The sequence below is a fragment of the Bradyrhizobium sp. USDA 4538 genome (genome assembly GCF_024171045.1).
Classification (GTDB): Bacteria; Pseudomonadota; Alphaproteobacteria; order Rhizobiales; family Xanthobacteraceae; genus Bradyrhizobium; species Bradyrhizobium australafricanum.
In genome coordinates this window covers 6,688,711-6,701,656 of sequence record NZ_JALJZE010000001.1, presented here as the reverse complement: position 1 = coordinate 6,701,656, position 12,946 = coordinate 6,688,711, and the positions used below count along the sequence as shown (strand labels likewise).

Genomic DNA, 12,946 nt, shown 5'->3' with positions numbered 1-12,946 from the left:
GACGTGGTATCAGGCGTTCAGCGCCCGAGCGGTGCCGCGCTTCGACGAGGCAGCCTTCTTGCCCGCCGTGTTGATCAGGCTGTGACCATTGAGGTGACTGCCGTTCAGCGCCGTGCCGTTGGCGAGCTTGCCGTTTGCTTTGGCAGCCTTCTTCGCCTTGCGCTGCCTGGCCCGCTCCTCGGCGAGCTTCTCGGCCTTGCGCTGTGCCTTCCGCTCGGCTCTTTCCTTCAGCCGCACCCGCTCCGCCCTCGCCTCCGCGCGCTTCTTCTTGCGCTTCTTCTCGCAGGCATCGCACTTGCAGCCGATCGGCTTCAGATAGGCTTTGAAATAGTCGGTTCCGTAGTCGTAATTGATTTCGTCGCCCGGCTCGATGTCCTTGATGGCGCGGATGAACACCTTGCGCTTGCGTGGGCGAACGTCGGATTCCGCGTTCGGCCTGCAGGCATGGTTGATGTAGCGGGCGACGTTTTCGCGGATCGAGCCGTCGATGGTCCAGCGGTTGGTGAGCTCGAACAGATATTTGTTCTCGATCTCGTCCTCATCCTTCTTCGAGTCGAGCAACGGCCCGAAATAACGGATGATCTTGGTGCCTTTCTTGATCGGCTTGGTGGCGAAAAGGCCAAGACCGGTACGGGAACGGCCGACGCGATAGGGCTTGTTGGATGATATCGTGGGCATGACGATCGAGGTTACGGCACGCAGGTGCACGCGACAGAAGTTGCGAAGCCGCCCTTCTAGGACGATTCCGCGCGCCTGTCAGGTGTTTCCCGCGTGTCTATTGAACCTTCCCCAGATTGCATATGTCAGACACAAAGTAACGTCCGGATCGCAGGTTTCCCCCGATGAAATACCTTGCTTTTGCAACAGTCTTTATGGCGGCTGCCAGCGCAAATCCCGGTCATGCCGGCTCCGAGACGATCAGCAGCAGCTACACATCGACCGCGCCGAAGGCCTGCCGCATGATCGGCAAGCCCAGCGAAGAGGACGGCAGCACCACCAGGGTCTGTCCGGGAAAATCCGGGCTTGTGGTGCTGATCAACGAGGGCGACCTGCGTGAAGTGGTCTCGGTGGGCCGAAACGGCGAGGCAGCCGCCAGGGAACCGGCCGCGCAGGCCTGGTTCGGCCCGTTCAGTTCGACCGGCGACAGGGTCGAATGGCGTGCAGCCGGCGGCAGGCCGTTTGCGATCATCCAGCGCTGGCAGATCGCCGACAACAGCGAACAGGACAAGCGCGGCGGTCCTGTCTCGCGGGCAATGCTCGCCGTGACCCGGCTGCCGCCGGGCGATGTCTGCCATGTCGCCTTTGTCGACGTCGCGGCCAATCCCAACGCCAACGCGCTGGCGCGGCAGGCCGCCGACGATTTCGCCCGCGATTTCAAATGCGGCACGGATACGGTGAAGACGATCGGACAGAGCGGCCGGACCACGTCGCTTGTGAGGCGCTAGTGTGCTGAATGCGAAGTTCGTGCGATTTCGCGGCAGCCACTTTCACGAACTTCGCATTCATAAAGCACACTAGAATCATAAGTTTGCTAGTGTCCTTATCGAATCCGAACTTCGCTCCGAAGGTGCGGCAAATGATGCGAACTTCGGATTCGGGACACTAGTCCACGGGCAGCACCGGTTATTGCCGCGCCGAGCGGCCCGCGGACAATCGCAGCATTGCGGTCAACAGCGTTTCCGCGGATGTGCCCTCGGGCGACCGATCCAGGATCGTCTTGAGGCGTCCGTCGAGCAGCAGCATGGTGAAACCATGCACCAGCGACCAGGCCGACGCGATCGCGGCGGCCTGATCCAGCGTAAGCTGCTCCTTGGAAATCTGCTCGTGCCGGCTGGCGCCGACGCCGCGGGTCAGCCCTGCGAACGAAGCCTCGGATGCCTCGTGCAGCGACGGGCGCGAATGATCGAGCCGCTCGCTGCGGAACATCAGCCCGTACATGCCGGGATGTGCCTGCGCATAGGCAACATAAGCCTTGGCGCTCGCCACGCCCTTCTCGGGCGTCGTGGCCGCCGAAGCGTCCGCAGCCGCCATCGCGAGGCCAAATTGCCGGAAACCGATCGCCGCGAGTTCGCTGAGCAAACCGGTGAGATCGCCGAAATGATGCGTCGGGGCGGCGTGCGATACGCCGGCCTCGCGCGCCACCGCACGCAATGTCAGCCCCGCCAATCCATCACGCTCGAGCACGCGCTCGGCGGCCTTCAACAGTGCCTCATGCAGATCGCCGTGATGATACGGCGTGTCGTTGGCGCGGCGCCGTTGGACCGGACGAGCTGCCACAGTCCGTCCAACCCGGCGGGTCGGAGCCCGTGCCGGGCGAGTCGCCTTGTTTTCTTTGGAGATTCTTGCCATCGGGCCCTTATAGGTCGCAATTTTTACACTGTAAAGATTTTGCTTGACGATCGGCGGCGTCATCCTTACTGATATCTTTACGATGTAAAGATCATAATGCAGGGAGATGCGGAATGCTCGACCAGGTCACATCCAACGCTGCGCGCACCAATCTGGCGCCGATCCCATTCGAAGCCGACGCGCCGTTCCTGAAGATCTCGGGCGAATTGCCGCGCGAGCTGAACGGCACGCTCTATCGCAACGGCCCCAATCCGCAGTTCGAGGCGCCGGGTGCGCACTGGTTCGTCGGCGACGGCATGCTGCACGCCTTCCATCTCGAGAACGGCCGCGCCAGCTACCGCAACCGCTGGGTCCGTACGCCGAAATGGCAGGCCGAGCACGATGCCGGCCGCGCGCTGTTCGGCGGCTTCGGCCGCAAGATGCCGGATGCGCCGGCCACCACGACGACGGACGGCGGCGTCGCCAACACCAACATCATCTTCCATGGCGGCCGGCTGCTCGCGCTGGAGGAAGGCCATCTGCCGACCGAGATCGAGCCCGGCACGCTCAATCGCCTCGGCTATTGCGACTACAAGGGTGCGATCTCCGGCCCCTTCACCGCGCATCCCAAGATCGATCCGGCGACCGGCGAAATGGTGTTCTTCGGCTACAACGCCGCGGGCCCGCTGACGCCGGCGCTGTCGTTCGGCGCGGTGAGCTCGTCCGGCGTGGTGACGCGGTTCGAACGCTTCGAGGCGCCCTATGCCAGCATGGTGCACGACTTCATCGTCACCGAGAATCATGTGCTGTTTCCGATCCTGCCGATCACCGGCAGCATGCAGCGCGCGATGCGCGGACAGGCGCCCTACGCCTGGGAGCCGGAGAAAGGCGCCTATGTCGGCGTGATGAAGCGCAGCGGCGCGTCAAAGGACATCGTCTGGTTCCGCGCCGAGACCTGCTACGTTTTCCACGTGATGAACGCATGGGAAGACGGCAACCGCATCATCGCCGACGTGATGCAGTTCGAGGAAGCGCCGCTGTTCAATCATCCCGACGGCTCGCCGACGGACCCTCGGAAGAACCGCGCGCGCTATTGTCGCTGGACCTTTGACCTCTCCGGCAACACCGACCGCTTCACGCAAACCTATCTCGACGACCTCACCGGCGAATTTCCCCGCGTCGACGATCGCCGCGCCGGATTTGCCAGCAATCACGGCTGGTACGCCTGCGCCAACCCCGATCTGCCGATGTTCGGCGCGCTGTCGGGCATCGTGCATGTCGACGGCCGTGGCAAGCGGCTCGGCCACTATCTGCTGCCCGCCGGCGATACGATCTCCGAGCCTGTGTTCGTCGAGCGCGGCGCTGACGCCGCGGAAGGCGACGGCTGGCTGCTCGCGGTGGTCTGGCGCGCCCGCGAAAACCGCAGCGACCTCGCCGTGTTCAACGCGCAAGATGTCGAAGCGGGCCCGACCGCGCTGGTCCATCTCGGCCACCGCGTGCCCGATGGATTCCACGGCAATTGGGTGGGGGCGGAGTAGCCAACGATCACCCCGGACGTCAGTGCGCCAACCTCTCCACGCGTCGTGCCCGGGCTTGTCCCGGGCATCCACGTCTTTGCCGCCGCCGACCGAAAACGAGCGGTCGCCACTTTATGTCATTGGCAAATCTTTTATTTTTCCGCCACCTCACGATTTTGACACTGTAAAGATTTCGCTTGACGCCTCCGTTGCTCACCGTTAGGGTATCTTTACATTGTAAAGATAAGCCGATGAGGCTCACCATGACGATCTTCCTGATCCTCGCTCCCTACGGCGCCTTCGCCATGCTGATGCTGGTGACCTCGGCCACGGTGAGCCTGCTCAGTGCTGCACTGATCTGCCTTGCCGTGATCGCGTTCGATGTCGCGCGCGGCCGCAGCATCAAGATCCTCGGCGTCGGTTCGGTCGTCATCTTCGCCGCGATCGGCTTCTACCTCACCTTCGTCGATGCGACGCCGAGCAACACCGCGGTGAAGATCGCGGTCGATGCCGGCATCCTGCTGGTGTCGCTCGGCTCGATCATGATCGGCCGTCCCTTCACGCGGCAATATGCGCTGGAGCAGGTCGATGCCGAGACCGCGAAGCTGCCCGGCTTCCTCCATGCCAACTACCTGATCACCGGCGCCTGGACCGCCGCGATGCTGCTCATGCTGATTGGCAACGTTGCGGTGCTATACGTGCCGGCGCTGCCGCTGTGGACCGGCCTCTTGATCGCCTTCGCCGCACGCAATGCCGCGGTCGGCTTTACCCACTGGTATCCGCACTATCGCGCGGTCAAGGACGCGACGCCGCCGGCCGGCGCGCTGCCCTCACGCTAGACGCTGCCATAACGACATCACCACGATCATCCCGAGGAAACGGAAACCACGACGATGAAGAGCGTATTTGCCAGGCTTGCGAGCGACTTCCTCTCCACCATCGTCTTCCTGGTGGTCTATTTCGCCACCGACAATGTCCTGATCGCCACCGGCGTTGCGATCGCGGGCGCAATCGCGCAAGTGGTCTATGCGCGGGTCAAGGGACAGTCGCTCGGCTACATGACCTGGGCGAGCCTTGGGCTGGTGATCGTGCTCGGCGGCGCGACGCTTTTCACCAACGATCCGCGCTTCGTGCTGGCGAAGCCGGCCATCGGCCACATCGCGATCGGCGCGATCATGCTCAAGCGCGGCTGGATGCTGCGCTATCTGCCGCCGATCGTGACCGAGACAATTCCGGAATACGCCACCCTCGCCGGCTACGCCTGGGCCGGGCTGATGTTCATTCTCGCCGCCGGCACCATTGCGATCGCGGCGACCGGCGACATGAAGCTGTGGGCGTTCTACGTGTCGGTGGTGCTGGTCGGCGCCAAGATCGCCGCCTTCGCGATCCAGTATGTCGCCTTCCGCGTCCTGGTCGGAAGCCGGCTGCGCGCCGCCGCCCGCGCCTGATCGCAGCAAGCCGCGAACTAGGCGCGCGCGGCAAGATGGGCTATACCCGCGCAAGCGTTTTCTTCACGCGAACCGGTAGCCATTTCGCTTGAAGGCGCTTCACCTGGAGGGGAGACATCAATGGCGGTGGACGGAAACTGGAATCTCACGATGACGACGCCGATGGGCGAGCGCAAGGCGACGCTGTCGCTGGCAAGCTCGGGCGGCACGCTCACCGGCACGCAGGGCGCCGAGGGCAACTCCACCGAAATCTTCGACGGCACCGTGAACGGCGACGACGTCGCCTGGAAGGTTTCCATCACCAACCCGATGCCGCTGACGCTCGAATTCACCGGCAAGGTCGCAGGCGACGGCATCTCCGGCGAGATGGGCATCGGCCCGATGGGCAGCTTCCCCTTCACCGGCACGCGGGCATAACCGCGGCACACGCACACGCATGCGCATCCTGGCATCCGTTACCGTCCTGGCGTTGTCAGCCACGACGGCTTCCGCACAGCAAGCAAGCGAAGCCGAACCGGCGTGGCGCGCGAGCGCGGTCGCGCTGGTGCCGGCCGGATATGTTGCGGGCAGCTCTTCCAGCACGGATACCGCCGGCACCACCGGCTACCTCGCGGTCTATGCCGCGAGCGCAGACGACCCGAAGACGCCGGCAAGCGTCTTCGCGCCGCGTCAGATGATGGTTGTGACCCTAAGCAAGGATGGCACGACGGCGCTGTCGGCCGAATTGAAGCCGCGCGGTCCCGGCGACATCGCGACCGGACATGCCGACGGGTCGGACAATGACTTTGCCGCACGCCAGACCGAGCTTGACGCGAACCGAAACGCACTGCCCGCTGGCACCGAGCCATGCGACCTCGGCGCCTGGTCGGAGGACAAGGACCTCGCGGGCCTCAACGTGCGCGCGGAGCCGTCGGTGAAGGCACGCGTGCTCGGCAAGCTGCCGCCACCCTACCATCTCAAGATGGGCGGGGCCGAGAACACGCCGGAGGGCGGCTGGCTCACCGAGTTTCGTATCATCGGCTTCAAGGACGGCTGGTTCCTGATCGAGGGCGCGATGCCGCCGGGCAAGGCCTATGAAGATGACAAGCGCTATCCGCGCAACGCGCCAAAGCCTTATGCCGGACGCGGATGGGTTGCCGCCAACAAGGTCGGCGCGAGCTACGCCAACGGCTACACCCGGATGGGCGGGCTGTTCCAGGCGCCCTTCGTCGATGCCAAATGGACGCCGGCGCTGCGCAAGCTCGGCGGTGAGTTCGATACCGACGATGGTCCGAAACGCATCCTCGCCTGCAGCGGGCACTGGGCGCTGGTGGAGAGCCATGACGGCGTGCGCGGCTGGTGGCGCAGCCTGTGCTCCAACCAGGTGACGAACTGCAGCTAGAACCAGATCTGCATCGGCAGATCGTGCGCGTCTCGCGGCGGCGCTTCGGGAACGCTTCCGCATGGTTCGCGCGCAGCCAGCGCCACTGCACACGCATCCAGCACATCGTCGCGCTTCGCGCCGGTGCCGATGCGCACCTCGATGAGCCAGCGATCGATCTCGCGGAAGCCTGATCGCTTCAGCAGCCTGCAGCGCAGCGCATCGCCCTCCTCCGATTTTTTGCGCGGCAACGGCTCGCCGCCGTTCAATTGCAGGAACACCAGCTCGGGATGCACCTCGCGGATATCGCGCGTGGCGTTCGCGCGCACGAACCCGTCGACCTCCATGATCTTCTTGCCGAGATGCCAGAGCTGGCGCGACACACGGGTCTGGCCGCGGCGCAGTGCTTCCGCATTCGCGAGATCGGGATCGTCAAACTGCTGCCACAGCCAGCGCCGCGCGCCGGTGAAGACGCGCGAGGTGTGCGGGCGCAATCTTACGCGCGCGAGAAGGTCGCAATCGCGCTCGCCGTTATCGGTCAGACCGATCGGGATATCGATCCCGGCCCGATCGAACGGACGCGAAAGCGCGTCCGCAATATCGCTGTGAAAGGAAATCGTACGCTGGTCGCCGTCGATGGTGACGGCGACCCAGCCCTTGGAGAACCCGTCGAGGCCGACCGCAATCAACCCCGATCCTCAACCGAGATTCAATTCCTTGAAGAAGTCGTTGCCCTTGTCGTCGATGATGATGAAGGCCGGGAAATCGACCACCTCGATGCGCCAGATCGCTTCCATGCCGAGCTCGGGATACTCGACCACCTCGACCTTCTTGATGCAGTGCTCGGCGAGGTTCGCCGCGGCGCCGCCGATCGAGCCGAGGTAGAAGCCGCCATGCTTCTTGCAGGCCTCGCGCACCGCGACCGCGCGGTTGCCCTTGGCGACCATCACCATCGAGCCGCCGGCCGCCTGGAACTGGTCGACGAAGGAATCCATGCGTCCCGCCGTGGTCGGGCCGAATGCACCGGAGGCGTAGCCGTCGGGCGTCTTGGCGGGACCGGCGTAATAGACCGGATGGTTCTTGAAATAATCCGGCAACGGCTCGCCCTTCTCCAGCCGCTCGCGCAGCTTGGCGTGCGCCGAGTCGCGCGCCACGATCATGGTGCCGGTCATCGAGACGCGGGTCTTGATCGGATATTGCGACAGCGTCGCCAGGATCTCCTTCATCGGCTTGTTGAGGTCGATCTTGACGACCTCACCGCCAAGCGACTGCTCCACCGCAGGCAGATACTGCGCCGGGTTGTGCTCGAGCTCCTCGAGATAGACGCCGTCCCTGGTGATCTTGCCGAGCACCTGGCGGTCCGCCGAACAGGAGACGCCGAGCCCAATCGGCAGCGAGGCGCCGTGGCGCGGCATGCGGATCACGCGCACGTCATGGCAGAAATACTTGCCGCCGAACTGCGCGCCCACCCCCAAGCTTTGCGTCATCTTGAGGATTTCCTGCTCCATCTCGAGGTCGCGGAACGCATTGCCGTCGGCCGAGCCGTGGGTCGGCAGCGCGTCGAGATAGCGGGCCGAGGCAAGCTTCACGGTCTTCATGCAGAGCTCGGCCGAGGTGCCGCCGATCACGATCGCAAGGTGGTACGGGGGACACGCCGCGGTGCCGAGCGTCAGCACCTTCTCCTTCAGGAAGGCGAGCAGCCGGTCCTTGGTCAGCACCGAGGGCGTCGCCTGGAACAGGAAGCTCTTGTTGGCGCTTCCGCCGCCCTTGGCCATGAACATGAACTTGTAGGCATCATCGCCCTCGGCGTAGATCTCGCACTGCGCCGGCATGTTGTTGGCGGTGTTCTTCTCCTCGTACATCGACAAGGGAGCGACCTGCGAGTAGCGCAGATTGCGGCGCAGATAGGCATCGCGCGCGCCTTCGGACAGCGCAGCCTCGTCGTCACCGTCGGTGATGACGTTGCATCCCTTCTTGCCCATGATGATTGCGGTACCGGTGTCCTGGCACATCGGCAGCACGCCGCCGGCCGCGATGTTGGCATTCTTCAGGAAGTCGAAGGCGACGAACTTGTCGTTGTCGCTGGCTTCCTTGTCCTCGAGGATCGAGCGGAGCTGCTTCAGATGACCCGGCCGCAGATAGTGGTTGATGTCGCCGAAGGCGGCCTCGGAGAGCGCGCGCAGCGCCTCCCGCGACACCACAAGCATGTCCTTGCCCAACACCTTCTCGACCCGGACGCCCTCGCTCGTGACCTTCTTGTAGGGCGTGGTGTCGGCACCAAGCGGGAACAGAGGCGTGTGCTTGTAGGGCGGAACAGGCTTTTGCTGGTCGGGAAAGGCTGAGGGGGCGTTCATGAGCTGCTCGTCGGTTTCGAAAGGCCGGTGCCGGCCGCGGGGCCGCCGGCAATGTAGAGCCGTTCTAAGCCTTTTTCCGACAAAGGAAAGGGAAGCGGGCCGCCTTCCAGCCATGCGCGGGACTGGCAATCCACGTGCTATGTTTCATGCCATCGTAATCCCAAGTTGCCACAACGCCGGCAAGCCGCGGAACGGCCAAGGAAACCATCAGGAAGCCATCAGGAGACCTTCATGAAGACAGCGCTTTTCGTCCGGTTCGCGGCGCTGGCCTTGTTGATCGCGATCCCGACCGGCGCCGATGCCGCCCGCCTCGGCAGGCCCTGCGGCGGCCTTGCCGGACTGCAATGCGGCAGTCGCGGCCAGTTCTGCCAGTTCAAGCCCGGGACCTGCGGCCGCTTCGACCAGACCGGCACCTGCGCGTTCCGCCCGACGATCTGCAACAAGATCTTCAAGCCCGTATGCGGCTGCGACGGCAAGACCTACGGCAATGATTGCGAGCGCCGGGCCGCCGGGGCTTCCAAAGCGCAGGACGGCAGGTGCGCGTCCTGACGTGGCCGTATTGACGCGCTCCGCGGGAGCCTGCATGTAGCTTCGCGTACTTTCATACCGCGGGGGGTATTTCGTGACAGCATCGTTGCGCCGACGCTTGCCTTTGGGCATCCGCTCCACTCTGCCGGCCGCGCTGATCGCGCTGGCGACGGTTTTCGTCGCAGCGCCTGCGCATGCCGATCCCTGCGTGGACATCGCCAAGCAGCTCGCCGGCCAGATCGACGGACTGAAGGTCAATTTCAGCGCCGCCAACATCACCTACCTCACGCATCCGGCGGCAAAGGAATTGTCGCTCGGCTGCCGCGGCAAGGATTATTCGATCGAGCTCTACGCCAAGACCGATCGCAAGATGAAGCCGGAGTTCTTCAACCTGGTCGGCTCCGCCACCGCGCTGATCTTCACCGTGCCGAAGGACGACGCCGTCACCGGCACCTCGCGCTGCCTGAAGCGCATGGGCATCTTGCGCGGCAACACCATCACGATGCGCTATCGCCGCCTCAACCTCGAATGCACCCGCAACAAGACCGACGCCTCGATCACGGTTCGCCGCGGCAACAACGAGTGATCAGCCTTCGCTGGTGATGCGCGCGATGGCGTCGAGCACCCGGCCCCATCCCGGGCTCATCATGTCGAAGGCGAAGCGGTTGCCCGGCAGCACGAAGCCGTCATGCACCATCCGCAGATGGGTGCCGCCCTCGACCGGCGTCAGCGTCCAGGTGACGATCGTGTCGAGCTTCGAGCCGTATTCCGGATTGGTATCAGCGCCGCCCTTCCAGGAGTAGCGCAACAGGCGCGGCGGATCGCAATCCAGCACCTCACAATGCACGACACCGTCCCAGTCGCCCATCGGCTTGGTGTGGAAATTGAAGCGATGGCCAACGGCCGGCACGAAATCGTTCGGCATCAGCCATTTCGTGATCCGATCGCTCGTCGTCAGCGTCCGCCAGATCTTCTCGGCCGCGTAGGGCAGCACCTTCTCGACCGTGATCGCGTGCGTCTCACCCATCACTCACTCTCCTTCAACAGCCGTTCCAGATTTGCGAAGCGCTCGGTCCAGAACGTCTCGTAGTGGCCGAGCCAGTCGATCAGCGGACCGAGCCCCTTCGGCGCGATGCGATAATGGATATGGCGGCCCTCGCGCCGCTCGGCGACCAGCCCGGCATCGCGCAGCGCGCGCAGATGTTGCGACACCGCCGGCTGCGACACCTTTGAACCCTGCACCAGGCCGGTCGCGGCGATCTCGCCTTCCCGCGCGATCCGCTCGAACACCGCTCGCCGCGTCGGGTCCGCGAGGGTCTTCAACACATCGGTCAGCTGCGTGGCGACAGGCATGAAAATATATAAGCAATTGCTTATATGATTGTCAAGACAGTCGCGACGCTGGAACGTCTCGCCTGCTCCGAAAGTTGATCGCTGCGGTCGCATGTTTGCCGGGAAAACGGTGCGATAATATCAACTGGAATCGCGCGGAGCCGCTCATGATCGCAAAGCTCCTTCTGCAGAATACCTTCTTCGTCATCGCCATGGCCGTGCTGCTGTTTGCCTTCGCAGGTACGCTGCACTGGCCCGGCGCATGGGCCTATCTGATCGCCTCGGCCGTGATCGGCCCGGCCTGCGGGCTGTGGCTCGCCAAGGTCGATCCCGGGCTGCTGGCCGAGCGCATGCGCCTCACCGCGCGTGAAGGCCAGCCCACCGAGGACAAGCGGTTCATGCTGGTGTTCCTGGTCGTTGCCGTGCTGTGGTTCGTCGCGATGGGGCTCGAGCGGCGCTTTGGCGACGTCAATGACGGCGTGCCGCTGATCGTGCTCGGCCTTGTGCTGTATCTGGTCTCGACCGTGGCGATCCTGTGGGTGTTCCGCACCAACTCGTTCGCCGCGCCGGTCGTGAAGGTGCAGACCGAGCGCGACCATCACGTCATCTCGACCGGTCCCTACGCGCTGGTCCGCCATCCGATGTATACGAGCGTGATGCTGTTCTTCATCGGCGTGCCGCTGACGCTCGGCTCCTGGTGGGGCCTCGCCTTCGTGCCGGTGTTCTTCGTGATGTTTGCGATCCGCACAGGGATCGAGGAGCGCGCGCTGGTGACGGGGTTGTCAGGCTACGCCGATTATGCGGCACGGGTGCGCTACCGCCTCGTACCCGGGCTGTGGTGAGGGATCATCATGGCAGAGAGCAAGACCTACACCGGCGGTTGCCATTGCGGACAGGTCCGCTTCGAATGCACCACCGATATGGCCATGGTGACGGCCTGCAACTGCTCGATCTGCACCAAGAAGGGCCTGCACTTCGTGTTCATGCCGCCGTCGAGCTTCCAGCTTCGCGCCGGCGCCGAGAACCTCAAGGAATATCTCTTCAACCGCCATGCGATCCGCCATCAGCTTTGCGTCGATTGCGGCGTCGACGTGTTCGCGCGCGGCAAGAAGCCCGACGGCACCGACATCGTGGCGCTGAATGTCAGCTGCATCGATGGCATCGATCTGTCGAGGATCGCGATGACGCCGGTGGATGGGCGGAGCCGGTAGCCTTCCACGCCGTCATTCCGGGGCACGCGGAGCGTGAACCCGGAATCCAGAGATTGTGGCGCGAGATTCCGGGTTCGCTTCGCGCCCCGGAATGACGGCGATCACAAATCCAGTGCCTTGTAGCGCCGGAAAATGCCCTCTTCGTTGAATGGAATCCGCCGCTCGCTCGCCAGATACGCCTTGATGTTCGGCCGCTCGGCGACGCGATCGCGCAGCGCGATCAGGCGCGGGATCTTCTTCTCGAACGCCGCCATCCGCTTCGGAAACGCGTAGCGCAGGCCCTCCACGATCTGGAACAGCGAGAGGTCGGCGTAGGTCAGCCGGCGTCCGGTGACGAACGCACCGCGGTTGGCTTGCACGAGATCCTCGAAATAGCCGAGATATTTCGGCACCCGCGAATCCCAGAACTCCGCGGTGCGCTTCTTCGCCGGAGCCTTCTGGTCTTCGTAATACAGCGATGGCCCGAGCGGATGATGGGTGTCGTGGATCTCCACCACGAAGTCCGCGATCGTCAGCTGCAGCTGGTGCACCCAGAGCTTTCCGCCCTCCGCCTTCGGCGCGAGGCCGTGGCGCGCGCCGAGATAGAGCAGGATGTTGGCGGTCTGCCCGATCACGAGACTGCCGGCCTTGAGGAACGGCGGCGCGAAGGGCGGCGTGCCCTTGTGTGCCTCCATCATCTTCGTCATGGCACCCATGCCGCTCTTGGCGCGCGCGACATCGGTGTAGCCGGCGCCCGCATCCTCGAGCGCGAGGCGGACATATTCGCCGCGGCCCTGGATCATCGGCCAGTAGTAAAGTTGATAGTGCATGCACTTACCTCCGAAAACTTCGCCGCATCGCTTCGCTTCACCTCGATCGTAGCCACGCC

Annotated in this window: 17 protein-coding genes; 10 read left to right on the top strand and 7 right to left on the bottom strand. The window is 64.1% G+C overall.

What is annotated here, in order from left to right:
- Window positions 1-9: 9 nt before the first annotated feature.
- Window positions 10-678, bottom strand: coding sequence for an SET domain-containing protein (locus J2R78_RS30435; RefSeq protein ID WP_253607896.1), 669 nt, complete (start codon window positions 676-678; stop codon window positions 10-12).
- Between the two features lie 194 nt (window positions 679-872).
- Here J2R78_RS30435 and J2R78_RS30430 point away from each other — a divergent pair, with 194 nt between their 5' ends.
- On the top strand, window positions 873-1,445 hold the full coding sequence (locus tag J2R78_RS30430) for a hypothetical protein (protein ID WP_375167141.1): 573 nt from the start codon (window positions 873-875) through the stop codon (window positions 1,443-1,445).
- A 178-nt stretch (window positions 1,446-1,623) separates the two neighbouring features.
- Here J2R78_RS30430 and J2R78_RS30425 read toward each other — a convergent pair whose 3' ends face one another.
- On the bottom strand, window positions 1,624-2,349 hold the full coding sequence (locus J2R78_RS30425) for a TetR/AcrR family transcriptional regulator (protein WP_253607894.1): 726 nt from the start codon (window positions 2,347-2,349) through the stop codon (window positions 1,624-1,626).
- A 113-nt stretch (window positions 2,350-2,462) separates the two neighbouring features.
- On the opposite strand from J2R78_RS30425, the gene J2R78_RS30420 reads away from it, so the two are divergent.
- The 5 genes from J2R78_RS30420 (at window position 2,463) to J2R78_RS30400 (ending at window position 6,674) form a co-directional block, all read left to right on the top strand.
- The gene (locus tag J2R78_RS30420) at window positions 2,463-3,866 is read left to right on the top strand and encodes a carotenoid oxygenase family protein (protein WP_253607893.1); all 1,404 of its coding nucleotides are present in this window, start codon (window positions 2,463-2,465) and stop codon (window positions 3,864-3,866) included.
- 242 nt (window positions 3,867-4,108) lie between these two features.
- Window positions 4,109-4,684 carry a hypothetical protein gene (locus tag J2R78_RS30415; protein WP_253609959.1) on the top strand — a complete coding sequence of 192 codons (576 nt, stop codon included), beginning with the start codon at window positions 4,109-4,111 and terminating at the stop codon, window positions 4,682-4,684.
- Between the two features lie 54 nt (window positions 4,685-4,738).
- A complete protein-coding gene (locus J2R78_RS30410) occupies window positions 4,739-5,293 on the top strand; it encodes an inner membrane-spanning protein YciB (protein ID WP_028337137.1) in 555 nt (184 codons plus the stop codon).
- Between the two features lie 120 nt (window positions 5,294-5,413).
- Complete coding sequence (locus J2R78_RS30405) at window positions 5,414-5,710, top strand: hypothetical protein (protein WP_021077922.1); 297 nt, start codon at window positions 5,414-5,416, stop codon at window positions 5,708-5,710.
- 19 nt (window positions 5,711-5,729) lie between these two features.
- Window positions 5,730-6,674, top strand: a complete 945-nt coding sequence (locus J2R78_RS30400) for an SH3 domain-containing protein (protein WP_253607892.1) — start codon at window positions 5,730-5,732, stop codon at window positions 6,672-6,674.
- On the opposite strand, the gene J2R78_RS30395 is transcribed toward J2R78_RS30400, so the two are convergent.
- Together J2R78_RS30395 and J2R78_RS30390 are read right to left on the bottom strand one after the other, a co-directional pair.
- Window positions 6,671-7,342, bottom strand: coding sequence for a DUF429 domain-containing protein (locus J2R78_RS30395; protein ID WP_253607891.1), 672 nt, complete (start codon window positions 7,340-7,342; stop codon window positions 6,671-6,673). The genes J2R78_RS30400 and J2R78_RS30395 overlap by 4 nt on opposite strands.
- A 9-nt stretch (window positions 7,343-7,351) precedes the next feature.
- On the bottom strand, window positions 7,352-9,007 hold the full coding sequence (locus tag J2R78_RS30390) for a fumarate hydratase (RefSeq protein ID WP_038386003.1): 1,656 nt from the start codon (window positions 9,005-9,007) through the stop codon (window positions 7,352-7,354).
- 231 nt (window positions 9,008-9,238) lie between these two features.
- On the opposite strand from J2R78_RS30390, the gene J2R78_RS30385 reads away from it, so the two are divergent.
- Both J2R78_RS30385 and J2R78_RS30380 read left to right on the top strand, forming a co-directional pair.
- Window positions 9,239-9,556 (top strand): Kazal-type serine protease inhibitor family protein, encoded by a 318-nt coding sequence (locus J2R78_RS30385; RefSeq protein WP_253607890.1) that lies wholly within the window; start codon window positions 9,239-9,241, stop codon window positions 9,554-9,556.
- Window positions 9,557-9,659: 103 nt separating this feature from the next.
- The gene (locus tag J2R78_RS30380; protein WP_225164254.1) at window positions 9,660-10,121 is read left to right on the top strand and encodes a hypothetical protein; all 462 of its coding nucleotides are present in this window, start codon (window positions 9,660-9,662) and stop codon (window positions 10,119-10,121) included.
- On the opposite strand, the gene J2R78_RS30375 is transcribed toward J2R78_RS30380, so the two are convergent.
- Both J2R78_RS30375 and J2R78_RS30370 read right to left on the bottom strand, forming a co-directional pair.
- Window positions 10,122-10,562 (bottom strand): SRPBCC domain-containing protein, encoded by a 441-nt coding sequence (locus J2R78_RS30375; protein ID WP_225647937.1) that lies wholly within the window; start codon window positions 10,560-10,562, stop codon window positions 10,122-10,124.
- Window positions 10,562-10,888, bottom strand: a complete 327-nt coding sequence (locus J2R78_RS30370) for a helix-turn-helix transcriptional regulator (RefSeq protein ID WP_253607889.1) — start codon at window positions 10,886-10,888, stop codon at window positions 10,562-10,564. Before J2R78_RS30370 ends, J2R78_RS30375 begins: the two co-directional genes overlap by 1 nt.
- A gap of 146 nt (window positions 10,889-11,034) precedes the next feature.
- Between J2R78_RS30370 and J2R78_RS30365 the strand changes: the two genes are divergently transcribed.
- Both J2R78_RS30365 and J2R78_RS30360 read left to right on the top strand, forming a co-directional pair.
- On the top strand, window positions 11,035-11,709 hold the full coding sequence (locus J2R78_RS30365) for an isoprenylcysteine carboxylmethyltransferase family protein (protein WP_253607888.1): 675 nt from the start codon (window positions 11,035-11,037) through the stop codon (window positions 11,707-11,709).
- 9 nt (window positions 11,710-11,718) lie between these two features.
- The gene (locus tag J2R78_RS30360; protein ID WP_253607887.1) at window positions 11,719-12,078 is read left to right on the top strand and encodes a GFA family protein; all 360 of its coding nucleotides are present in this window, start codon (window positions 11,719-11,721) and stop codon (window positions 12,076-12,078) included.
- 101 nt (window positions 12,079-12,179) lie between these two features.
- Here J2R78_RS30360 and J2R78_RS30355 read toward each other — a convergent pair whose 3' ends face one another.
- On the bottom strand, window positions 12,180-12,887 hold the full coding sequence (locus J2R78_RS30355) for a glutathione S-transferase (RefSeq protein WP_253607886.1): 708 nt from the start codon (window positions 12,885-12,887) through the stop codon (window positions 12,180-12,182).
- Window positions 12,888-12,946: the final 59 nt, after the last annotated feature.